The sequence below is a fragment of the Niallia circulans NBRC 13626 genome (assembly GCF_001591585.1).
Classification (GTDB): domain Bacteria; phylum Bacillota; class Bacilli; order Bacillales; family Cytobacillaceae; genus Niallia; species Niallia circulans.
In genome coordinates, this window is record NZ_BCVE01000003.1 from 94,304 (window position 1) to 116,659 (window position 22,356).

The following is a 22,356-nucleotide window of genomic DNA, read 5'->3' on the forward strand; positions in this document are numbered from 1 at the left end:
TACCTTCATTTTAACTTATTTCATTTAGGACGCAAAGAATTATTCTTATTGTTTCTTGGACAATTTATCCACAAACTGCATATCGATTAATTCTTCGTATTTATAGCCTTCCGTATAGACACCCGTTTTCTCGACAACATCCATTGGTTTTGCAACAGCTTCCTCTGAGATGTAACCGTCCTTGCTCCATAATTCATCAGCATAAGCACGATCCAAAGATGCTTGTAAAATCTCATCTGATGTAGATGGAAATTCTGCTTTTAACACTTTCATGGATAGTTTCGGGTCTTTTTCCACTTTCTTGAGTCCTTTTAAAACAGCTTTTACAAAGCTTTCCACAACTTCCGGCTCTTTCTCAATTGTGGATTTTTTTACACTGACAACAGAATAAGGATAGTCTCCCAAACTGGCAAAACTGTAGAATGGCTCTTTCCATGCTCCCTTTTTCATTCCTTCTGTGATTTGCGGTTCTCCACCATTAGCAATATCGGCATTTCCGGATTCTACAAGGGAAACTACTGCACTGGCATCAGCTGGTTCTTCTAACTTCACATCTTTTTCCGGATCTAAACCTAGCTCCATTAACAGCCATCTAGTTAAAAGATTGGGACTACCACCATAGCGCCCAGCTGCAATAACTTTTCCTTTTAAGTAAGCTGCCAGCTCTTCATCGTTTGTACTATCAATCGTTTCCTCTGAGTTTCCCATCAAATAAACATTAGCGCGGTTAACGACGTTTACTACTGACTGAATCGGATCAGAGCTTCCTAAATTGGCCATTTGCACAGAATCTGGTCCGCCCATAACGCCCCAGGCATCACCACTAACAACGGATGTAACGTGGGCACCTCCTGTTGCTGTAATGACTTCTACTTCCAATCCCTCTTCTTTAAAATAACCTTCTTCTATGGCAACATACAGTGGAAGATAGCCGATCAAATGAACTGGCTCTGAAATAACAATCTTCCTCAATCCATCCTTCGTTCCCTTTTCTTCTTTTGAAGAACATCCTGCAAGGATTAAGACAAAACTAAGACACATAAGCAGAAAAAGCCTCCACTTTTTCAAGGCAAAGCCCCCTTTTTCATATATGAATAGAATGGGAAATTTAGTAGTAGATAAGAAAATGAAGATGAACCAGAAGTATATTGCGGATAATGGAAATACATATTCTATTTCATATATATGGAACATTTTTCTCTTTATGTTCTTTTCAAAGGGGAAAATATTTTATTCCGCATTTCTTCCTCGCAAAAGAAGCTTTTCTATCCATACTGTAGCAAAGTACATCACAATCGAAAGAATAGACAGCACAGCTACGCCCACCCAGACAAGATTGATATTCATAATCTGCCCAGCATATAGGATCATTCGGCCAATCCCTTGTCTAGAGCTGATAAATTCCCCGACAATTGTACCAGCCAATGCTAATGCTATGTTAATTTTCAAACTGCTTACAATCCACGGCATTGTCGTTGGTATGACAACTTTAGTGAAAACATGCCATTTCTTTGCACCAAGGGAATACATTAATTTTTCTAAATCTTTATCTACTGCCTTCACTCCACTGTAAGCAGCAAGAGCTGTTGTAATAATAGTCATCATAAAGGCAAGAACTACCTTGGAGCTAAATCCTATTCCAAATAAAATAACAAGAACTGGTGCAAGAGCCAGCTTCGGTACTGCATTAAAGGCAATTAAATAAGGTTCTGAAATACGTGCATAATAGTAAGACCACCAAAAGGAAAGTCCTAATAGGGCGCCAAAGAAGGTTCCTAGTCCAAAACCAAAGATAGTCGCACCAGAGGTATATAATAAATCACTCCATAAAGATCCTTCTGTCCAAGCTATATAACCCGTCTTCCATATTGTTGATGGACTGCTCCAATAATACGAATCAATTAGTTTCCACTTGGAAAGCAGCTCCCACGCAAGGAGAAATATAATTCCAAAGCTCCATTGCCCAATGCGAGTAAATTTCCTTTTTCTTCGGGCAATGACCTCATCATCCTCTATATAAAGAACCTTCGTTTTATCCTTTGATTCCATCTCTCCATTCCTCCCTCCCTATTTTGTTTCTTCTGTTGATTTTAGTGCTTGTAGTACATATTCTTTTAATTGAATAAATTTAGAGTCTAGTAGTGTTTGTTCATTTCTTGGTCTTGGTAATTGGATTGATACCTTCTCCTTAATGGTGCCTGGTCTTGGCGTCAAAATATATATATCATCTGATAAAAAAATGGCTTCATCTATATCATGGGTGATAAACAAAATAGTTTTCTTAAAATCTCCCCATATTTGCAAAAGCCATTCCTGCATAAATAAGCGTGTTTGTGCATCTAAGGCGCCAAAAGGTTCATCCAGTAAAATAACATCTTGGTCATAAAGCAATGTTCGCAACAAAGCCGCACGCTGCCTCATTCCTCCAGAAAGTTCTTCCGGAAAATGCTTTTCAAACCCTTCCAATCCATATCTCTCTAATAAAGGTAATGCTCTTTGGATCGCCTCTTTTTTAGGAACACCCTTTACCTCCAATCCTAAAATCACATTATGAAGAATATTTCTCCACGGAAGAAGCAAGTCTTTTTGAAGCATATAGCCAACATGCCCACTCTTTCCAACAATGTCCCTTCCGTCTAACAAGACATGACCTGTTGATGGTGTTATTAATCCTGCAATTATATTAAATAGTGTTGATTTTCCACATCCACTTGGGCCGATAATACTGACAAATTTCCCTTCTGGAATCTGCAAATTTGTATCCTTTAATGCGAAAAACTCCTTGCCATTTTTTCGAAAAACCTTACTACTGTCCTTAACCTCTAATTTATACAATTACAGCCCTCCGTTCTAAAATATTCATATTTTTAATAGATTTTTTATAGACCAATTTCTCGTTCCTGTTATAATCAGCTGATTTATCGTTCCCTTCACATGGTCTCTTGTAATGGAGAAAAAAGTGATCAACAGCCTTTAAAACTCCCTATTGCCAATGAATATGCCATGCTTCTAAATTTGCTCTTGCTATACTATATGTAAAATTAGGCGAATGGGTAATTATTATAGAAAAAAGTTCAATCGAATAAATGATGGCTTTACAGGAGACTATTCCGAAATCAATATTCTGAAAATTTTCACGACTACAGCTTATCCACCAGCATTTCTATGTTAAAATGAACTTATATTTTTACAAGAACTGGAGTCCTGTATATGTTAGAAAAAATGAATGCTTTTCTTGGGAAGTGGATGCCCCTTTTAACCCCGATTAGTGTCCTAATTGGGGTATTGCTATCAGATATCCTTCATCATGTCTCTTTCTTAGTTCCGTGGATTTTTGCAATGATGACTTTTATAGGGAGCTTGACATCTAATTTAAAATCAGTGAAATATACAATCACCCATCCACTTTCTTTGCTTTTGACACTGGCTATTCTACATATTCTTACTCCTTTGTGGGCATTTGGGATTGGTCACTTATTTTTCCAAAATGACCCTTACACGATTACAGGGCTTACGTTAGCTGTGGTTATTCCAACTGGAATCACAAGTGTTATCTGGGTTAGCCTCTATAAAGGAAACATTGCACTTACTCTTGCGATTATCTTGCTCGATACCTTGCTGTCTCCGTTCCTTGTTCCATTAAGCATGAGCCTTTTTGTAGGAGAAACGGTACAGCTTGAGGTTTGGGGGATGATGAAGGGGCTGCTTGGAATGATTGTTCTGCCATCTATTTTCGGCATGATGGTTAATCAGTTTTCAGTGGAAAAGGCGAAAAAGTGGAATCATACACTATCCCCTTTTTCTAAAATTGGGTTAGCACTAGTTGTTAGTATTAATAGTTCTGTAGTAGCCCCTTACTTACGAAATATTGATAAAAAGTTTCTCCAAGTAGCACTTACTGTTTTTGTAATAGCATTATCCGGATACTTTTTTGCCTGGATATTAGGGGTAGTTACAAAACGAAGCAAAGAAGAAACAATAGCAATGATCTATTCTGGCGGGATGAGAAATATTAGTGCAGGAGCAGTTCTCGCTGTGAGCTTTTTCCCTCCAGCAGTAGCAGTTCCCGTTGTGATTGGTATGCTATTCCAACAAATTCTAGCAGCTTTATATGGATACTTTATTAAATTAGTCTATGAAAAGCCTGTAGTAGGGAAAATAAAGGAAGGGAAAATTTCTTAATTCATTTGAAAATCAAGAGGTGGTTCTAAGTATTCTAACAGAGGATAATCCCAAACGACTGATAAGAAAATACTACTAATATTTTCCTTATCAATCGTTTGGGTTTTTAATAGTTTGTAGGTATTACCCGCAGACTAAAATACATTTCACTTTCCAAGCGGCTGACTTTCGGTCGCCGCAACATAGCCTTTGAGGTTTTGACTTCTTCTGCTCGCTAACCCTATAAAAATCTATGTTGTCTGCTTCGTGTTGATTTTTATGATTTTTTCTCTATAATCATGGCACACATTTCTATCATCTCACTTGCCATAATCTTTAATGTTTCGGTTGTGAGCATTTGATCTTCTGCATGCATGAGAATAAGGGAGAATGGCAGTTGTTCTCCAGCAGCTTCTCTTTGGATAAGAGAAGCATGGACTTGATGAATTTGATTGTAAAATTGAACACCTTCTTCTATTTTTTGCTTCGCTTCGTCCATTTTTCCATTTCTTGCAATCTGAATAGCTTCTACATAACAACTTCTTGCTTCCCCAGCAAATGAAATAATTTGAAAAGCTGCTGTCTGCATTTCCTCTAAAGTATTCAATTTCACCACCTCTATTCTCTTGGTTAATTTTTAGCTAATGATAATGCATGGTCTAGTATTTTCTCTCCATTAGCTGTACCGTACAATCTTGTATCAATGACATCCACTGGAATTCCATATGGTTTCGCAGCACTTTCTGCCGCCTGTTTCATAAATCGTACTTGCGGTCCTAGAAGAATGGCCATTACCCCTTCGCTTGAGGTTGCTAATTCATCAGCAATTGCTCCTTCTGGAATGGCATAAACATCAATTTCTTCGCCTCTTGCCTTAATAGCTGCCTTCATTTTTGATACTACAATGGAAGTAGACATACCTGCTGCACAAGCTAATATTATTCTTTTCATCCTTCATTCCTCCTGTTATTTAATAAAATCATCATTTTTTACGGTGATTTCTCGAGCTTTAATGATTTCCTTATACCAAAAAGCTGACTTTTTCAATTTTCGGTTTCGATTTTCTTCTAAATTAATTTCAACTAGTCCATATCTATTTTTAAAAGCATTCATGGGCGAAACATTGTCCGTAAATGCCCAGAGCATATATCCTTTACAGTTTGCTCCCTGTTCGACTGCTTTTAATAACCATTTAAGATGTTCACTAATAAACTCAATGCGATAATCATCTTGGATTACTTCACTTTCGTCTTTATACTTAAACTCATTTTCCACACCCATTCCATTCTCGGCCACAAACCACTCAATATTGCCATAATCCTCTTTCAAGCGAGTTGCCATATCAAACATAATCTGCGGATAGATTTCCCAGCCTCGGAATGGATTCATTTTTTTGCCTGGCATATCGAACATTTCATAATAATAAGCTGGATGAAAAGGGGTATTTTCGTTCCATGCCGTTGTTCTAGCCTTTACGCGATGAGGATAATATAAGTTAATCCCCACATAATCAACGGTATTATTTCTTATTACCGTTAAGTCTTCTTCTGTATGTTCAAATAAAATATTGTGTTTGTGTAAAAGATCCATTAATTCTGCTGGATATTCTCCTTTAATCGATGGATCTAGAAATACTCGGTTAAAGAATAAATCATAAATACGGGCGGCATCTTGGTCATGCGGAGCCGAAGATCTCGCATATGTTACCTCTGGATTTAAAATAACCCCAATTTTAGCCCCTTGTCCATGCAGCTGCTTTTCTTTAAACAAGGCAACAACCTTAGCAGTGGCAAGTGCTTTATGATAATTCCACTGCATCCACTTTTGGGTATTCTGCTCAAATGGATAACGTATTGCATCTAAATATACACGGGTCTGCACAACAATTGGTTCATTAAAAGTAAACCAGTGCTTCACTTTACGCCCGTAACGCTCGAATACTTTTTCTGCATATTTGACGAATAAGTCCACAACATGTCTGTCGTTCCATCCGCCATATTTCTCAAAAAGAGCAGCCGGTAATTCATAATGCTCTAAGCAAATCATTGGTTCTACACCTTTATCTATCAGCTCATTAATAACATTATCGACATATCCAGCATAATCCTCATCTACCACTGCGTTTTCATAATCCACCAAGAAACGAGACCAATTGATCGATGTCCGGTAATGCGTTAACCCTATTTCCTGCATTATGCTGATATCTTCTTTATATCGATGGTAAAAATCTGTAGCGATTCCTGGTCCGTAGCCATTGTGCCAAACATTTTTATTATTTTTATACCAGATATCCATATAGGAGTCTTGAGAGTCCTTCTTTCCAGCCCATCCTTCTGTTTGCCACGCAGATGATGCTGCTCCTAAAATAAAATGATCTGGAATACTAACTTTCATTTGTTCCATTATTTCTCCTCCTTACTCTTCACAAATAACTATTAAATTCATGATTCCTAATAATCCATCATAGACCATCTCACAAGTATTGGCCGGATAGGAGAAATGAGGAATCACAGCGTCTATCCTATACAATCCGATTGTCAAATTTATCTCTTCCTCCCTTCCCGTATTAAATTACTCGTCTTCTGGAACAGCAGGAGCCTTATTAGCAATCAATACAAATGGCAAATAAATTAGAACAGATACGATAATACAAATAATCTGGGTAATAACCGCTCCAATACTTCCGGCCGTGGATAGGTATGCATTAATAATGGGCGGGGTCGTCCAAGGAACCATGACGACAGCCTTAGCAGCAAATCCAGTTACTGTAGCAATATAACCGATTGTCCCTGTAATCAGCGGGGTAATAATAAAGGGAATAGCCATAACTGGATTTAACATGACTGGTAATCCAAATATAACTGGCTCATTTATATTGAACACACCAGGTCCTGCGGATAGTTTTGCAATACTTCTCATTTCTTCTCGTTTAGATACTATAAAAATTGCTATTAATAAACCAATGGTTACCCCTGAACCACCAATATTCATATACACATCCCAAAACGGCATCGTGATAATATTAGGAATTTCCTTTCCCTCTTGGAATGCCGTCATATTAACAGTAATAGATGCCAGCAGCAGTGGTTCTCTTATCGGTTTTACCATTTGATTTCCATGAATACCAATCACCCAGAAAAATTGGGCCACAAACATAAGAATCAGAATTCCTGGCAGTCCTTGCATGACACTTTCTAACGGTCTTTGTACAATGTTATATACTGCTTCATATAAATAAATCCCTGTAACTTTGAAAAAAAGAAATCCAAAAGTAGCAACAATCGTTACAGTTAAAATAGAAGGAATTAGTGCTGAAAACGAAGTCGCAACATTTGACGGAACACTATCAGGCATCTTAATTTGCAGCTTATCTACTTTCGATAACTTGCAATAAATTTCAACCGATACAATGGCGATAATCATTCCGAGGAATAAACTTTTTGGATCAGAAAACTGCCTTGCTAAAACATCAACCACTAATTGGCTCTTCTCATTAACAAGCAGTTCTAGCGTTGTTGGAACAACAGAAACATAGGACATTAATGCTAATATTCCAGGGAATAACGACTGATGGCCATTGATCCGTCCGAGCTCTATCCCAATAAGAAAAACGGCCCCAATTGTAAGGAAGTTCAAGGTAGCATATTGGATCGCCTTCATAATTGGCTGGTAATCAGCCAAAAAGGCAAATGCTTTAAAATGGGCTAAACCACTCTCTGTTCCCATCACCATATTCGCGATTAAAACGGCAAACGCCCCTGTTATAATGACAGGCATTAACGTCACAAAAGCTTTTTTTATGGCCATAATATATTTCTGATTTGTTATTTTGTAAGCAACATTTCCAAGGGTCTCGGTAGCTTTGTCTTTAAAACTCATTGATTAACCTCCATTCCTAATTTAAATGGAAATGATATGTTTCATTTCTTGTTTTCCATTCTATTGGATAAGCGCTTACATTTACATACACTTATTTTCCACCTTAAACTGGAAATGGCTGACTCAAAAAAAAGGAACTCTAGTCCGGAGTTCCTTCCCTTCTATAAATTCCTATTGTCCAATAGCTAAAATACATTCTTTGAATTCGTCAAAGGACTTTACCTTTAATAGCTGATTCACCATATAGGCATTTCCTGATATTTTGACTAGCAGCTGATATAGCTTTTGAATATCTTTCTTGTACTTTTTTTGTACACTTAATAAGAAAATAAGCTGCACTTTATTTTCGCCCCATTGAATTGGTTTTTTTAATGTGCAAATAGATAAAAAAGTACTGTCGGTGATTGGTTTTAGAGGATGAGGAATGGCTATGGCGTTTCCATAACTTGTTGGAGCAATCTCTTCTCGTTCCATGATTAACTCAAAGAAATGATCTGGCGCAATCCCCTTCTGTATAATTTCTCTTGCTAAAAATGCTAATACTTCCTCTTTCGTTTGATACTCTTGTTGAAAAAATCCAAGGTCAGGATAAAAATATTGCAAGGTAGTTTCAACTCTATCTACAACCATATGCTCTAATTTACTAATGTCTTCCTCTCTTAAAATAGTATGTACATCAATAACAGGTATGGTTAATTCCCTTTTAATAGGAATGGTACTAACAATGAAGTCTAATGTACTTAGATCATAGTTATCGATGGTAAACATATTAGCAGTTCCTACAATTTCAAGTTTATTGCCAAAGGTGGACTGAAGCTTGTGATACAGTAATTGAGCACTTGCCACCCCTGTAGCACAGACAATCAAGCATCTTTTCACATTGTTTTTTGCTTTCTTTCGCTCAAGCGCTGCGCCAATATGTAATGCTAAATAACCTATTTCATCTTCATTAATGTCCAATCCCTTATGTCTACTTAAGTATTTCCCCATAATAACAGCAGCATCAAAGGACATTTGATAATTTTTCTTGATTTCAGCAAGAAGGGGATTCTTTATGGTTAAATCGTATTTATATCTATTGATAGCAGGCTTTAAGTGCAGACATAACCCGTAAATTAATTCTTCATCATAGGCTATTTCTAGATCCAATTCTTGCTCCACTTCGTGGAGCATCGCTTTTGTTAATGCTAAAATGTCTTCCTCTATCATTTCTAACATATTCTCTCTGCTATCAGACTGGTAAACTACCATTTTCGCACCTAATAAATGAATAGTTATGTAGGCTATTTCTGATTCAGGAAAAGTAACATGTAACGTTTTTTCTAGAAAAAAGACAATCTTTTTGGCAATCGTAAATTCTCTTTTTTCTTTAAGAGGCTCCATTTCTTTTAAAGGCATGGAAACATAATTATCATTTTGTATGCGAATACAGGCAATCGCAATATGCGTTGCTAAATTATTTACGCCAATATCTGATAGAAAAATAGATGCCTTTTCTGCTTGTTCGATAATAATGTTTCTTATTTCTTCTAGTTTTTTATTCGGAAGTATCCAATCTGTTTGATCCTGGTCAAACACATATGCCGCAAGACAATAACGCAGTTTAGCTTCTTGCCCCTTGATTTTCAAACCATAGTTTGGCTTCTTATCTAGATTTAAATTAAAGTCTTTTAATAATCTTCTTACTTCTTTCAGATCATTTTTAATAGAGGATTCACTTACAAAAAGCTCCTCAGCAAATTGTTCGATTTTTAAGTATTCTTCCGCCAATAATAGACGTTTTAGAATATAGTCGACTCTTTCCTCAGGTTCCGTTGGAAGGGGTGTACTTACGTTATTTTCATTCATTATTTTTGTTAAAAATGGTTTAAAATAATGATAATTTCCAATAACTAATTCATATCCCTTCCCTCTTGTCAGTACTATTTCTGCTCCATTATCTTTTAATGTATCAATCAATGCCTTCATATCACTTCTAATTGTTCGCGTGGTTACATCCAGGGCATTTGCTAAGTAATCACTGGAAAGCGGAGACTTTGACTGCATAAGCTGATGCAGTATCTTTTGTTGTCTTATTGGTAACAATTTCACTCACTCCTTTTAACCAATTCCCTTCTATGATAGTTATATCCATCATATCTTATCAGCCTTTTATTAGAAAGCGGTTTCTAAACAAATTATCCATTATCCATAATGCCAATAATCTGCAGCAGAAAGCATCTCGCCTTTTTTCATTCCTGATACGCAGGGGTGCCCTTTTACATAATATCGTAAAGGTTTTAGCGTCCATTCCTCTTTATTTGGAATCCCAATTCTCGGAGACTCAATTATTTGGGATGGTACTTTCCCATCTACAATCCGTAAAGATTCTTCATTTATTAAGATACCATTTAAAGCTTTGGTGATTTCCATTGCTTTTGTAAGCTTCCCAGGTCCATTACATACATTTACTCCATTTGCTTGTCGATTCTTTTCCATCCCTTCTATTCCTTCAAAAGGTTCAATCGCTCGGATAAGAACAGCCTGGGGATTTCCCTCTTCTTTTGTAACAATATTTAACATATGGTGGGTATGCATCGTATAAATATAGATTGTTCCACCTGACTTATACATCGATTCCAATCGAGGCGTGCGTCTTCCTGCATAGCTATGACAAGCCATATCTTCTATCCCAACATAGGCTTCCGTCTCTACAATATAACCACTATACGTATATGCCGGCGTTTTATGAATAAGTTTTTTTCCTAAAAGTACTTGTGCTATTTCTTCTGTTGACTGGTTTATATAATCAATCATCGTCTCTCTCTCCTATTATATTTCTTCTAGTATACGTTTCTTTCCCCCAAAAAAGAAAGAATCATCCCTTTATAAAAAGAGATGATTCTTTTCACCTAGTGCTTATTGCTTAACAAGTTCTTTTTGTTTCGCTATAGCTGCTAATCCAGCTTGATTTAATGTATTCCACGGTTTGTTAAAATGCGGTTGAAAGAAGAAATCGATAAATCCTAATTCATCAATCGTCATTTTAGTTTGAATACATACAGATAATGTATTCATCATTTGTGTCACATCTGCTTTTGAAATTAATTGTGCCCCCAAAATTTCTCTTGTCTCTTGATGGAAAAGTACTTTTAAACGAATTTCATGAAATGTCGGCATAAATTCTGGACGATCATTATCGATTACTTCTGTTACTTCATAAGGGATATTATTTAATTTAGCCGTAACTTCTGTTAATCCGGTAGATGCCATATTTAAGCCAAAAATATGCAATCCAGAAGTTCCTTGTGTTCCCATATATTTCAATGGTCGTCCAGCAATATTATAGCCGACAAGTGTTCCCATTCGAACAGCATTTGTTGCAAGGGGGATATACATTTTTTCTCCAGTTGGATTATAATTAACAGCACAGCTGTCACCTGCTGCATAAATATCTGGATTACTTGACTGCATATATTCATTAATTTTAATAGCACCATTAGGAAGCAGGTCTACTTTACCTTTTAACAGATTTGTGTTTGGTCTAAAGCCCACACATAAGATAACTAAATCTGTTTCATATTCTCCTTTTGTGGTATAAACCTTTGTTACTTTTCCTCGTTCATCACCTGCAAATTTTGTTACTGTTTGTTGTAAAGCTAAGTGAATGTTACGCTCCGCAAATTCTGCCTCAACCACATCTGTAAACTCTTTATCTAAATATTTATTTAGAATTCTGTCCTCACTATCAATTAACGTCACGTTTTTTCCATTTAACGCAAATGCTTCCACTAACTCAACACCAATATATCCCGCCCCAATTACGGTAACATTTCTTACATTCTTAGAGCGCTCAATTATTTCATTTGCTTGATTATAGTTTTTAGAAAGCAAAATATTATCCAGATTAATTCCATCAATTGGTGGAATTATTGGCCATGAGCCAGTAGTCATTACTAACTTATCATATGGATCAATCTTTTCTTCTCCTGTTTGTAAGTCTTTCACACGTACTTGCTTGTTTTCTGTATCAATTTCTAGGACTTCATGCTCCATATGCATCGTTGCGCCAAGCGCTTTTAACTCTTCTGGTGAAGAATAAAATAACTGACTCGCATCTTTGGCAACACCGCCAACATATAAAGCAATTCCACAAGATAAAAAGGAAACATTATTATTTTTTTCATAAACAGTTATATCTATATTTTTATTTACATTTGCTAATGTTTTTACTGCCGCTGTCCCAGCATGTGTACATCCAATTACAACTACTTTCATGTATAAAAACTCCTTTTGTAATAGATTGAATGTGAAATCCTTCACTTGATTAGTGAAAAAAATCACATATATTGTGATAGAATTCACATTCTGTTCACATCTTTATTATACATCGAATATTTCTTAATGCAAGTATTTTGTGATTGAATTCACAAAATAAAACATAGAAATATATTCCAATATTAGAGTTAAAAAAGTAGCTGGAAATAAACAAACTATAATGGGGGAAAAGGAAGCGACCGCTTCATCGAAAGTAAAACATTGTATTCAGGCTCTCTGTAATTACAACAATCTTTCTTTTTAAATGAATTAAAACCCAGCCAATAATATTTTTGGTATCATTGGCTGGGTTTGTCTTCGGTTGAATAACGTTTTCCTAGTCTCTATTATCTGCAAACTCCAAAAACACTTTTTAAGTACTTCTACTCCTTACTTTGCACGGTAAGCTCAACTAGCTGATCAATCGATTTGTCTAATGCTTTCTCATATCCCAAAGGATCTGATAAAGCACGCCACCCCTCTTTTCGTATGAAGGATAATACTTCTTCCATTTCCTTATCCTCTATTCCAAGTTCTGTTAACAAGACTAAGGTACGTTCCAATGCGCCAACCATTCTTAGTGGTCCATAATGAGCAGGCTCTCGATACAGCCCTTTTGCACTTGTAAGAATATAGCCGCTATAATCTCTAACAAGTTCTACTAGCTTCTCATTTTTGTATGTTTCCATATCTGTCAAAAGAAATTACCTCCTCTTTTGCCCTGTTTTTTTTCTTTCTTGGAGATTCTTTTGAATAGCCTAAACTGATGAGAAGCTCTGGCTCCATCTCATGTGGAAGCGCCAACAATTCCTTGATGGCTTTTTTATGAAAGGATCTAACTGGGCAATTTCCGATACCTAATGAATGGGTAGATAAAAGAATATAGGCAGCGACTATTCCTAAATTAACAAAACGCAATACTTCTTCCGAATCTTTTCCGCCTTTATGGAGAGCTTCTGCAGGGTTGGAGCACAACACAATAACAGCCGCCGGATCTCCTGATAGACCTGGGGAAAATCTTTTTATTCTTTTTATCTGCTCTTTGTTCTGGACTATGAGGAAGTGAGATTCTTGAGCATTGCTCCCTGACGGACTATGTAAAATACTTTGTTCAATTGAATCGACTACTTCTATAGGTAATCCGCCTCGTTCTGCAAATGAGCGTAAACTTCTTCTTGTTTTTATTGCCTCCAATACATCCAATATCCATTCCTCCCTTAAAAAGAAAAGCCTCTACTTTCTAATACGTTCTTCAAATTTTCTCTTAAGCTTGCTGAGGCAGCGATTGTTTCTGGCCTTGTGCATCTTCTAGCAGTATGTTCTTTCCATCCGTAGTCCTTCCCCTGCTTTTCTGGTTCTCCAGCTAAGGAGACTCTACGGCCATCGTAGGTTTTACGAGAAATCATCGTATGATCGTATTGTTCTAATGACTCGTCAAGATTTTCTATTGAATATTTTTCCTGATGAACCATTACTTTTTCTGGTAATCTCGGCTTTACGCCTCGTCTTGTTCCTTCTTTTTCAATGCCTATCGATAATCCCGAAACAGCAAATACGCCTGCGGGTAGGCCGAGCTCCTCTGCAACCGCATCGGGATGGTTTCGAATAGAACCAACAGGTACACAACCTAATCCTAACGCTTCCGCAGCCACTACTGCATTTTGCAGAGCAAGGGTGGCGTCCATTGAGGAAAGAAGAAACATTTCTAGCGTATTGGCTAGAAAAGAATATCCTTGTGATTCTGTCACGTATTTCAAACGGTAAATATCTGCACAGAAGACTAGAAACACAGGTGCCTCATGGATAAATGACTGTTCGCCAGAAAGGGTAGCTAACCGTGATTTCCTTTTTTCATCCTTTATTACAATAATGCTATACGCCTGCAAGTTTGAAGAGGTTGGTGCACTTCTAGCTGCAGTTATAATCGTTTGAAGAATGTTTGCCGGAATATCTTTTGATTGAAAAGCCCTTACTGACTCATGAGCAGTAAGTACCTCAATCGTTTCATTAAGTAAATGCTCCTCTTTTGATAAGCCTTCTAACTCAATTCTCGTTTCCCGTTTCGAATATTCCCTCACTCAAGTCACCACCTTGCTATTTTATCAGTACGCCTTTCTCCATCAATAATGCATCATCTATATAAACGGTAGGTTGGGTGACAACTCCATCTATATGAACGCCTGCTGAAACTGTTCCACCAAACGTGTCATTGCTACCAAAAGCTATATGAATGGTCCCGTATACTTTTTCATCCTCTAATACCACACCTGTGATCCTTGCCTTATCATTTGTTCCTATCCCAAATTCTGCGAGCATTCTGCCTTCCCCATTGCCTAATATCTTTAATAATTGCTCTCCTTCTTCTCCTTCTGCCTCCACTAAGCGACCTTCTTCTATCTTAAGCTTAAGCGGAGTACTTAGCTTTCCTATTCCAGCCACAGAGCCATCCACTACAATGGTACCAGCTGCAGTTCCTTCTACTGGTGCAATATATGCTTCTCCAGACGGCAGATTACCCGATTCCCCGGGGTGTAAGTACATTCCCGTACTTGGGATGCCCTGCCTTTCTGTCATATCAAATGCTAAACAATAACCGTCTTTTTCAATTTTGACCTGCTTTCCCTTTGTAAGCTGCTCCGTTATTTCTTCCGTAAGAATTCTCACTTGTTCATAATCCGCAGAAATGGCTCCTTCTAAGAACATATCCTTTGTTATTCCTGGCATGGTCGCAAGCCTTGTTCCTGTCTCTACTGCTTCTTTTCTAGCTTGTGTATGGGTTAAGGAATGTGCCGTTACACAAACAGCCACATCTGCTGCTTTCATGGCCGCTGCAACAGTTGCTGGTGGCTCTTGTCCCGACTTTTCTCTGTCCTGCATAACAATAAGCATCGTTTCAGCGTGTAACGCTTTACCAGCTTCATATATGGATTCAGCTATTTCCTTCTTTGCTTCATCTGTGACAACGAGAAATAACTCTCCTTCTTTTATGCCTAAACAGTTAGCAAGAACATTTTTGCTTGTTTCTATCATTTTTTCGTTCATTTTTATCCTCTCCCTATATCATTTCTGATACTAATTTTGCCATGATTGCATTGGAGAGAATGACTGGTTTATTAGCTATTTCTGCTACCATCTCTCTGGCATTCTCTGTATATCCCATACAATCCAACAAAATTATATCTGCTTCCTTCTTTAATTCTTTAGCTGCATTCTTAAAAGTTTCTATACTCATATTATATGGTGATGCCACACTAAAAATAGGTTTTAACCCTAAGGGGGCATATTTAGGAAGAGACGTCTTTATTTGTTCCTTAAGTGGAACAATTACACCCAGTCTTCTATTTCCTACTAATGCGTGAATGGTGGGGGGAATGATATGATCAGGTTCAATTAAATAAGCTTTCCTTGTTTGCAGCCCTGGAAAAACACCAGTGCACAACAGCAATATTTGGTTTATTCCCATATTCTCTAAATAATAGATTTTCTCCTGTAAAATTGGCTTTATTTTTTCGCGAGACATAACTACCGACTCATTTGTTACTAGTCTGGAGGTTAAAACATAATCGCCTTCTTCAGGATATAGATTTGTCTCAATATAATCTTTCGACATCCCATCTAATACTCCAACTTGGATAAGTTCCGCTTTGTTTACACACTTCTCTACAATTGGGGCAACATCCGTTCTTGGAGCTTGACCAATTGTAATCATTCCAAGCTTTTTCATATAAACAACTCCTTTTTATAAGTCATTCTCTCCTCTACTATAAGGAAAGAGAGGAAGCAATGCCCCCCTCTCTTTTCTTACTTGGTTAAGACTGAGGAGAAACAGCTTTCCCCATTGTTTGCAGGACTTTCATGGAACCATATAAGGTTGTCATTCTATTAAATTCATCTTTATCATAAAATTCGCAAGTTCCATTAGCTATTTCCTTTGCAACCTCTATAGAAAAACGAACGGCATCCGCAATATCTGTTTCGTGACTACCCCCCGTGCCACACCCTGGGACGATTGATTGAGCTGTTATTGCCAAGCCAATAACTGGTGCGTCTGTCGCAACAGATGGCTGCAAAATGGAATTGATATGGTATAAATCATTTCCATATGGTGTTATATCTTGTGAAGTGACAGGGAAGGTGACTGGAAATTTCCCTGTCGTCATTTCCATAATTCTTAGTAAGTCCTCACTAACTCGAAGAATGTAGCCTTCTTTTACTGTTGGAGAAAGAGCAATTCCTTTATGATTGATCACTCTATTTCCTTTTGTAGTATCAATTGAAATAATACTGTCCATTTCTGGAATTACTTCATGTTTATTCATTGTTAAAATATCGACTGGAGAATCCATAAAGTCAACAGGTTCATGTGGTCTTGTTGGTGCATCTGGGCAAATATGTGTGGAAACAATCACATCTCCAGCAAGTACATCTCCCTTTACCTGCATATCTGCTAGTTTCAAAGCAGAAGCAATTGCCGCAACGGCACCATCAGCATCAGATACTAACCCAATTCTGCTTGGTCGTGCACCAATGCCCCCTAATCTTCCAATAATACCTAATGTCGGAACAGTTCCACCAGAAGATTTCCCTTTTGCTCCCGGTATGGTAATCTTAATAAAATCTGTGCTTCCTTTTTCCCCTGTTACTTTTACAACATCTGTTTGTACATTTGGATATTCTTTAAATAAATCAGCAACAATTTCTCCTGTTACAAATGCATTATCTAACGTTTCTAATGCTACTAAAGTTTGTTTTAAAACCATTCTATCAATCTCTCCTTTTTAAAGATAAGTTAGAATTTTTTTGTTTATTATTTTTTCAATTGGTTGGATTAACTTTTGGTTACTCATCGTACTACTTAAGCGTAATTTTTCCTTGGGAACGGTTATAACAGCTACTTGCTGACCTTTTGCCATTTCCGCGGTTACAATAGGTCTAGCTGTTTTTGTATCCAATGTCATAATAAGGTCTGGAAAGGTTCCAAAACGCACTCCATTTTTTTCAATTGTCATATACTCGTTCCAAAAGGTCATATCATAGCAGTCTTCAATAGTTATTTTTCCTACATCGAAACCTCCTATTGTTTCTAAAGTACATGCCGTTACTGTTCCTTCTGTGACTATAGATCCGCCTAATTCAGACACAACTGCTTCGATAGCAGATTCCCCTTTATTAGACAGCAAGGCTTTGCCTACTGTAATTGCTTGCGAAATGGCTCCCTTCGCTCCGTTTTTCTTTGCGTATCCCACTGTGATAGGATTTCTTGCCACTGCTACTAACCCGCCAGCATCAATAGACAATTGGCGAACTGCTTTTGCTGTTATATCAAGAGAACCAGTGATAAGCATTTCTACATACTTATCTCCTTTCCCGCCAACGGCTGCTTGATGAGAAATATAAGTAGGCATCTCTGTTAAATTTAATGATCCCATTGTGCCAGTTGGATGAGCTCTTCCATTACAAGGCAGATCTACTACTGGTAACCCTGTCATAGCAGATTGAAACCAGCCATTTACTGTAGTACCAGCTCCATTTTCATTGGTAATAATTCCTTGAATTGGTCTATCTAGCTTACTTGCCAATAGCTCCATTGCTTTGACATAATGAACCGGCTTTACATACTGCCCTTTAGCTGCTGGAGCACCAACTAGCGAAACCGTTACAAGTAAGTCTTCATCCGCCATTTCCTCTGCTGTTTTTAAGACAGGCTGACCAACCTCTAAAGCAAGGCGTCCTATCTGAAGTCCATCTTCTATTTTTCCTCCTCCGCCGCCTCCTAGTATGGCACCACCATATACAGCAAATTCTACAATCTGTTCATCTAACTTTATTGTCACGTTTCATCTCCTCATTTCCCTAATTTAAATACAGAGTTAAAGAAACTATACAGTGCATCCCCAGCAATAAACCCTGCAGCTAAAATACTCATTGGCGTCTCTGCTTCTTTTCCTTTTTTCTTCACCCACATTAAACGAATCGCAATTCCTACCAATACTGCAACGCCTGCATATGGAGTTAAAATTAACAAACCTGTTGCAAACATTACTCCTAGCTGTCTACTTGAACCACCAAGTATTTGTAGGATAGCCCCTGGAATAGCCCATATTAATAATTGCCGAGCGACTTCCATAGAAGTGCCTGCCTGAATCGTAGAAACATAGACAGCATCTATTGGTGGAACAAGATTATTGGCAAAATATCCTTTATAAGTGACTAGCACTGTTAGCAATGCGACTCCAAAGGCAACTAATGACGTCATATATTGTTGTTTTCTTCCATCTATTTCATATTCTTTGTCAGCGCCTTTTCCCCGTAGAATATGACCTGTTTTAAAGTCATAGCCCATATCTGCAAAAGCCGGTCCTGTCGCGGCACTGAATCCTGCAAGTAAAGCAAGTGCTAAAGGCGGAAAACCAATCATCATACCGATAAGGAGGGTAATAAAGGCAACCGCAAAGGCTGGAAACCACCCTGAATGCATGGCAGCAATACCAACGATTAACTCATGAACAAATGCGGCAAATGCAGCAAAAATAAGAAATCCAATCAACATACCAAATGACATATCTGTAATAAGTCCGCCTGTTAAAGCAATAATTAAAGCAATCGCAATATAAACAATAAAGCCAATTCCTAAAGTCTTTCTTGCTACTGAAATAGGTGTTGTATAATTCGAGTCGTCTACATCATTTTCCATAGCTGCAGCTACCTCTTGATTTTTTCCCTTTTGCTTTCTTTTATCTTTTCCAAAGATTAATAGCGTAACTTGGACTAACGCCACAATTCCTGCACCAATCATAATGCCATGTGGGATGTAAAGGGCGTTTACATCTACACCAAAAACAGGAATAGAATATTGTCGGAATAGTAAGCCAATTCCAAACATAGTTAAAGCCCATATGTTACCGATAAAAGCAACCCCAAAGGCAGACATCGGAATATGCAAAATCGAGCCGATAACACCAATAAGTGTTCCAATTCCAAGAAGCCCTGCCCGTTTTCCTCCCTTATCACCAGCAACGATAGCTTGTGCTGTTGCTACTCCTGGTGCCCATGTACCTGATGCAGGAAACAGCTTCGAATCAAATAGTTTATATAAAATGGCAGCATCTGCAAACATGGCCAATGCTGCTCCGATGAGCATCGGAATAATTAAATCTGGTTCCCCAATTAGAAAGGGAATGCCGATTGGGATTAACAAACTATTTGCAGCCCCAAAAGTTGCAGCTGATATAGAAGTCTGTACTAAATTCTGTCTATGTATAGACTTATATTTCTTGAAGATAGTAATAGGAATTCTAGCAATCAACATTGCTAGAAGCGCTCCTATAATAGATGTATTGGGTGTTACTCCTAAAGAGACGATAATTTGCATCCCGATAATAGCACCAAATACTGCAGTAATAATGGTAAATATAAGGGAAACAGGTTCAAATAAACGAGGGTGTTTTTTTACTGGTTCTACTTGTTTCATAGACTAGCCTCCAAATTATTTTTAAATAGCATTTTGATATTAAAGAGTGGAGTCATACTAAAATAAGTGGTACATTCGATGTTGTTGATATTGCAAGCCAGTGAATAAAGAATATTAAAAATAAGTCCAATTATTTCGTTACTCTTATTTAGTAACAAAGAAAATCAAAACGATTGTCATACGATGAAAAGAAAAATTTTTATCAACTAGTTGGTTGTCCATATGACAACGTCAGTATAACTGTGCTGCAAACTGTCCTTCTGCTTCGACTGCATCAATAACAGGAACTTTCAATTCATTACGCAATTGGTCTGCCAGTCCAATTGTTGAAAAACCTGTGCAAGCAAACACAATTACCTTGGCTCCTTGATCTAACAGATCTTTAGCAGCCTTCAGCCCCTTTTCCTTCCCTTCCTCTTTCAGTAAATCGGTCGTATTTTCTACACCTTCTGGAACTTTGAAGCCTACCAACAGCTCCCCTAAAATCTTCTTCATAACTTCTGGAACATCCTGGGTTATCCCTAATATCCCTACAGGTTTTCCTAAAGAAAAAGCTGTTAATGCAGCAGCACTTCCCGCTCCTATTACTGGTATAGATACTGCTTTTCTTAGTTCTTCAATCCCAGGGTCTGCTGCACAGCTAATAACAAGTATCCTTGCTCCTTCCCTTTCCATCTTTTTTCCTAACTCTACGATTTTTGGGATTGCTTCTTTTTCTGAAGCATTATCATAAATACCTAACGCTTGATCTGGTATACAGTGATTTACGGTTGGCAATCCATATAATTCTGTAATTATTTTGCCATGATGGTCCAAGACTGCTTTATTCTCCGTTGTAAAAACACGAATGACACCAATCATATCCCCACTCCTCAAATTTAAATTTTCTGAATATTTATATTTTAACTTTTCTGTCTTTTTGTCACAATGTCCTAAAAAAACAAAAAACAGAGGGGGCTATTGTGCTCCGAGTACAATAGACCCCTCTGTTTTAGGAACCCTTAAAGTTATGAAAGAATATACAACAATAGTATAAAACCTTCTCTTGGAAAGTATCTAATTTAATATCTGCTATTTCTTTTATTCTATCAATGCGATATTTTACTGAGTTACGATGAATATATAATTGATTTGCTGTTTCCTTTAGACTTCCATTAGAAGTCAAGTAATAAAAGAGCGTTTTGACAAGATCACTGTCATTTTCTTTATCATATTGTATTAACTTACCTATTTTCCTTTCAATAACTGGATCCATATTGACATAGTCGGAACTGTCTAGTAACAACTTAAATAGCTCAATATCTTCATAAAAGTACATTTTTTTCCCTTTATTAAGACTTGATCCAATTAAAAGTGAATTTCTAGCTTCTAAATAACTTAAATGTATCTCCCATAATAAAGCTCTTCCGCCAAATCCTACTTGAAAATCGGTATATTTCTTAATAAGGGGGACTAATTTCTCCATCCATAGTTGATTTGTTTCCGTTGTCATAATAGGTTGATAGGGAGCGGCTGAGAGGATAACAAGCCGATTTCCTTGTTTCTGTGTGTAAACCTTATTAGCATGGGATAGATTAACAGATTCTATAACGCTGCTTAATTCATGTAACAATGGTGAACCTTCCTCCATAAGATTTGCACTTTCCATCACGATTATTTCCCACATTATTTCAGGATCCAATCCAAGTTGTCTTCCTTTATTCACCACTTCTTCTTGAGGGAGAAATATGCCTGCAAGCAGTTCTTCAATAAAGTTTCCTCTTAAATGATTCTCTGTATCCATTGCTGTTTTTCTTCTCATTAATTCTAAAGAAAAAACTAGTCGTGCCTGTTCTACGCAAATTTTATCCATTTCATCCAAATGCTCTTTTTCAATTAAAAATTTGCCAACTCGCTCCTTATCTACTGTAATATCCCATTGCTTTATATGCGTATATTCGTTCATCCTTCCTTCCATTGGGGAGCAAACAATTTTTTTGCCAGCTTTATCTAAAAGAATAATAGGTGCTTCTATCATTTGTGATACATTATCAGCAACCGTTTGTATCCCACTGTTTTCAAGAACCAATGTCGTTAACTTCTTATAAATTTCTTCAGACCTTCTAAGTAAAGCAGCATGTTTATTTACAATTTGTTCCATGACAGCATTTGTAATATCAATGTATGGCACACCGACTGGAAGCTGAATAATGGGAAGGTTATATTTATTACTTACCTCCATCATCTCTTTTGGCATTTCATGTAAATACCTTTCCGGTTTTATCGCTAATGCAGCAGCATTTGCCTGCGCTAATTTCTCCACAAGCTTTGTCAGTAAGGAAAGATCATGCCTTATGGAATAAGCTGTTGTTAGCAGCAACTCTCCCCCCCTTAACCAGCCGTCGATATCAGGAACTTCCATAATATCGATATTTTGAACATTTCTATTTAACCCTTCCCTCCCACTTATCACTTTTGCATCCTTTAAAACAGGGAGTCGTAATAAATCATTAACTGTAATACCCGATTGATTCATTCTTACCACCTCCACTACTTTTATCCTTTTCATC

The 22,356-nt window shown here is 37.3% G+C and carries 22 protein-coding genes; 1 reads left to right on the forward strand and 21 read right to left on the reverse strand.

Annotated features, from left to right (window positions below; genetic code table 11):
- Positions 1-45: 45 nt before the first annotated feature.
- The 3 genes from BCI01S_RS04790 to BCI01S_RS04800 all read right to left on the reverse strand — a co-directional run bounded on the left by BCI01S_RS04790 (position 46) and on the right by BCI01S_RS04800 (position 2,835).
- Positions 46-1,068 carry an ABC transporter substrate-binding protein gene (locus tag BCI01S_RS04790; protein ID WP_156485387.1) on the reverse strand — a complete coding sequence of 341 codons (1,023 nt, stop codon included), beginning with the start codon at positions 1,066-1,068 and terminating at the stop codon, positions 46-48.
- 162 nt (positions 1,069-1,230) lie between these two features.
- Positions 1,231-2,049, reverse strand: coding sequence for an ABC transporter permease (locus tag BCI01S_RS04795; RefSeq protein WP_061796938.1), 819 nt, complete (start codon positions 2,047-2,049; stop codon positions 1,231-1,233).
- 18 nt (positions 2,050-2,067) lie between these two features.
- Complete coding sequence (locus BCI01S_RS04800) at positions 2,068-2,835, reverse strand: ABC transporter ATP-binding protein (protein WP_047940835.1); 768 nt, start codon at positions 2,833-2,835, stop codon at positions 2,068-2,070.
- A 375-nt stretch (positions 2,836-3,210) separates the two neighbouring features.
- Here BCI01S_RS04800 and BCI01S_RS04805 point away from each other — a divergent pair, with 375 nt between their 5' ends.
- A complete protein-coding gene (locus BCI01S_RS04805) occupies positions 3,211-4,182 on the forward strand; it encodes a bile acid:sodium symporter family protein (protein ID WP_061796940.1) in 972 nt (323 codons plus the stop codon).
- Positions 4,183-4,438: 256 nt separating this feature from the next.
- Here BCI01S_RS04805 and BCI01S_RS04810 read toward each other — a convergent pair whose 3' ends face one another.
- The 18 genes from BCI01S_RS04810 to BCI01S_RS04890 all read right to left on the reverse strand — a co-directional run bounded on the left by BCI01S_RS04810 (position 4,439) and on the right by BCI01S_RS04890 (position 22,322).
- Positions 4,439-4,774: a PTS sugar transporter subunit IIA gene (locus tag BCI01S_RS04810; protein WP_235844446.1), complete on the reverse strand. Its 336-nt coding sequence runs from the start codon at positions 4,772-4,774 to the stop codon at positions 4,439-4,441.
- 17 nt (positions 4,775-4,791) lie between these two features.
- Positions 4,792-5,112 (reverse strand): PTS sugar transporter subunit IIB, encoded by a 321-nt coding sequence (locus tag BCI01S_RS04815; RefSeq protein WP_047940837.1) that lies wholly within the window; start codon positions 5,110-5,112, stop codon positions 4,792-4,794.
- Between the two features lie 15 nt (positions 5,113-5,127).
- On the reverse strand, positions 5,128-6,564 hold the full coding sequence (locus tag BCI01S_RS04820) for a glycoside hydrolase family 1 protein (RefSeq protein WP_047940838.1): 1,437 nt from the start codon (positions 6,562-6,564) through the stop codon (positions 5,128-5,130).
- A gap of 12 nt (positions 6,565-6,576) precedes the next feature.
- A complete protein-coding gene (locus BCI01S_RS26150; RefSeq protein WP_268874795.1) occupies positions 6,577-6,702 on the reverse strand; it encodes a hypothetical protein in 126 nt (41 codons plus the stop codon).
- A gap of 30 nt (positions 6,703-6,732) precedes the next feature.
- Positions 6,733-8,040 (reverse strand): PTS sugar transporter subunit IIC, encoded by a 1,308-nt coding sequence (locus BCI01S_RS04825; RefSeq protein ID WP_061796941.1) that lies wholly within the window; start codon positions 8,038-8,040, stop codon positions 6,733-6,735.
- Positions 8,041-8,211: 171 nt separating this feature from the next.
- Complete coding sequence (locus tag BCI01S_RS04830) at positions 8,212-10,125, reverse strand: BglG family transcription antiterminator (RefSeq protein ID WP_053215587.1); 1,914 nt, start codon at positions 10,123-10,125, stop codon at positions 8,212-8,214.
- Between the two features lie 99 nt (positions 10,126-10,224).
- Positions 10,225-10,833 carry a DNA-3-methyladenine glycosylase gene (locus BCI01S_RS04835; protein WP_061797278.1) on the reverse strand — a complete coding sequence of 203 codons (609 nt, stop codon included), beginning with the start codon at positions 10,831-10,833 and terminating at the stop codon, positions 10,225-10,227.
- A 105-nt stretch (positions 10,834-10,938) separates the two neighbouring features.
- Complete coding sequence (locus BCI01S_RS04840; protein ID WP_047940840.1) at positions 10,939-12,297, reverse strand: FAD-dependent oxidoreductase; 1,359 nt, start codon at positions 12,295-12,297, stop codon at positions 10,939-10,941.
- A 422-nt stretch (positions 12,298-12,719) separates the two neighbouring features.
- Positions 12,720-13,025, reverse strand: coding sequence for a DUF6092 family protein (locus BCI01S_RS04845; protein ID WP_144544840.1), 306 nt, complete (start codon positions 13,023-13,025; stop codon positions 12,720-12,722).
- The gene (locus BCI01S_RS04850) at positions 13,006-13,539 is read right to left on the reverse strand and encodes a nitroreductase family protein (protein WP_061796943.1); all 534 of its coding nucleotides are present in this window, start codon (positions 13,537-13,539) and stop codon (positions 13,006-13,008) included. Before BCI01S_RS04850 ends, BCI01S_RS04845 begins: the two co-directional genes overlap by 20 nt.
- Positions 13,540-13,553: 14 nt before the next feature.
- Positions 13,554-14,414: an NADPH-dependent oxidoreductase gene (locus tag BCI01S_RS04855; RefSeq protein ID WP_053215588.1), complete on the reverse strand. Its 861-nt coding sequence runs from the start codon at positions 14,412-14,414 to the stop codon at positions 13,554-13,556.
- A gap of 16 nt (positions 14,415-14,430) precedes the next feature.
- Entirely contained in the window at positions 14,431-15,378 is a 948-nt protein-coding gene (locus BCI01S_RS04860) for an aminopeptidase (protein ID WP_047940843.1), read from the reverse strand.
- A 13-nt stretch (positions 15,379-15,391) separates the two neighbouring features.
- On the reverse strand, positions 15,392-16,060 hold the full coding sequence (locus tag BCI01S_RS04865; protein ID WP_047940844.1) for an AroM family protein: 669 nt from the start codon (positions 16,058-16,060) through the stop codon (positions 15,392-15,394).
- Positions 16,061-16,145: 85 nt separating this feature from the next.
- Positions 16,146-17,096, reverse strand: a complete 951-nt coding sequence (locus tag BCI01S_RS04870; RefSeq protein ID WP_061796945.1) for a DUF1177 domain-containing protein — start codon at positions 17,094-17,096, stop codon at positions 16,146-16,148.
- Positions 17,097-17,114: 18 nt separating this feature from the next.
- On the reverse strand, positions 17,115-18,170 hold the full coding sequence (locus BCI01S_RS04875) for an S-methyl thiohydantoin desulfurase family protein (RefSeq protein ID WP_047940846.1): 1,056 nt from the start codon (positions 18,168-18,170) through the stop codon (positions 17,115-17,117).
- An 11-nt stretch (positions 18,171-18,181) separates the two neighbouring features.
- Positions 18,182-19,807 (reverse strand): OPT/YSL family transporter, encoded by a 1,626-nt coding sequence (locus BCI01S_RS04880; protein WP_047940847.1) that lies wholly within the window; start codon positions 19,805-19,807, stop codon positions 18,182-18,184.
- Between the two features lie 231 nt (positions 19,808-20,038).
- Positions 20,039-20,668 carry an aspartate/glutamate racemase family protein gene (locus BCI01S_RS04885; protein WP_061796948.1) on the reverse strand — a complete coding sequence of 210 codons (630 nt, stop codon included), beginning with the start codon at positions 20,666-20,668 and terminating at the stop codon, positions 20,039-20,041.
- A 130-nt stretch (positions 20,669-20,798) separates the two neighbouring features.
- A complete protein-coding gene (locus tag BCI01S_RS04890; RefSeq protein ID WP_061796949.1) occupies positions 20,799-22,322 on the reverse strand; it encodes a PucR family transcriptional regulator in 1,524 nt (507 codons plus the stop codon).
- Positions 22,323-22,356: the final 34 nt, after the last annotated feature.

Excerpts from the sequence above, each read along its gene's own strand:
- BCI01S_RS04795 (WP_061796938.1), bottom strand. The coding sequence starts at position 2,049 with ATGGAATCAAAGGATAAAACGAAGGTTCTTTATATAGAGGATGATGAG.
- BCI01S_RS04805 (WP_061796940.1), top strand. The coding sequence starts at position 3,211 with ATGTTAGAAAAAATGAATGCTTTTCTTGGGAAGTGGATGCCCCTTTTA.
- BCI01S_RS04815 (WP_047940837.1), bottom strand. The coding sequence starts at position 5,112 with ATGAAAAGAATAATATTAGCTTGTGCAGCAGGTATGTCTACTTCCATT.
- BCI01S_RS04820 (WP_047940838.1), bottom strand. The coding sequence starts at position 6,564 with ATGGAACAAATGAAAGTTAGTATTCCAGATCATTTTATTTTAGGAGCA.
- BCI01S_RS04825 (WP_061796941.1), bottom strand. The coding sequence starts at position 8,040 with ATGAGTTTTAAAGACAAAGCTACCGAGACCCTTGGAAATGTTGCTTAC.
- BCI01S_RS04840 (WP_047940840.1), bottom strand. The coding sequence starts at position 12,297 with ATGAAAGTAGTTGTAATTGGATGTACACATGCTGGGACAGCGGCAGTA.
- BCI01S_RS04845 (WP_144544840.1), bottom strand. The coding sequence starts at position 13,025 with ATGGAAACATACAAAAATGAGAAGCTAGTAGAACTTGTTAGAGATTAT.
- BCI01S_RS04860 (WP_047940843.1), bottom strand. The coding sequence starts at position 15,378 with ATGAACGAAAAAATGATAGAAACAAGCAAAAATGTTCTTGCTAACTGT.
- BCI01S_RS04865 (WP_047940844.1), bottom strand. The coding sequence starts at position 16,060 with ATGAAAAAGCTTGGAATGATTACAATTGGTCAAGCTCCAAGAACGGAT.
- BCI01S_RS04870 (WP_061796945.1), bottom strand. The coding sequence starts at position 17,096 with ATGGTTTTAAAACAAACTTTAGTAGCATTAGAAACGTTAGATAATGCA.
- BCI01S_RS04880 (WP_047940847.1), bottom strand. The coding sequence starts at position 19,807 with ATGAAACAAGTAGAACCAGTAAAAAAACACCCTCGTTTATTTGAACCT.
- BCI01S_RS04885 (WP_061796948.1), bottom strand. The coding sequence starts at position 20,668 with ATGATTGGTGTCATTCGTGTTTTTACAACGGAGAATAAAGCAGTCTTG.
- BCI01S_RS04890 (WP_061796949.1), bottom strand. The coding sequence starts at position 22,322 with ATGAATCAATCGGGTATTACAGTTAATGATTTATTACGACTCCCTGTT.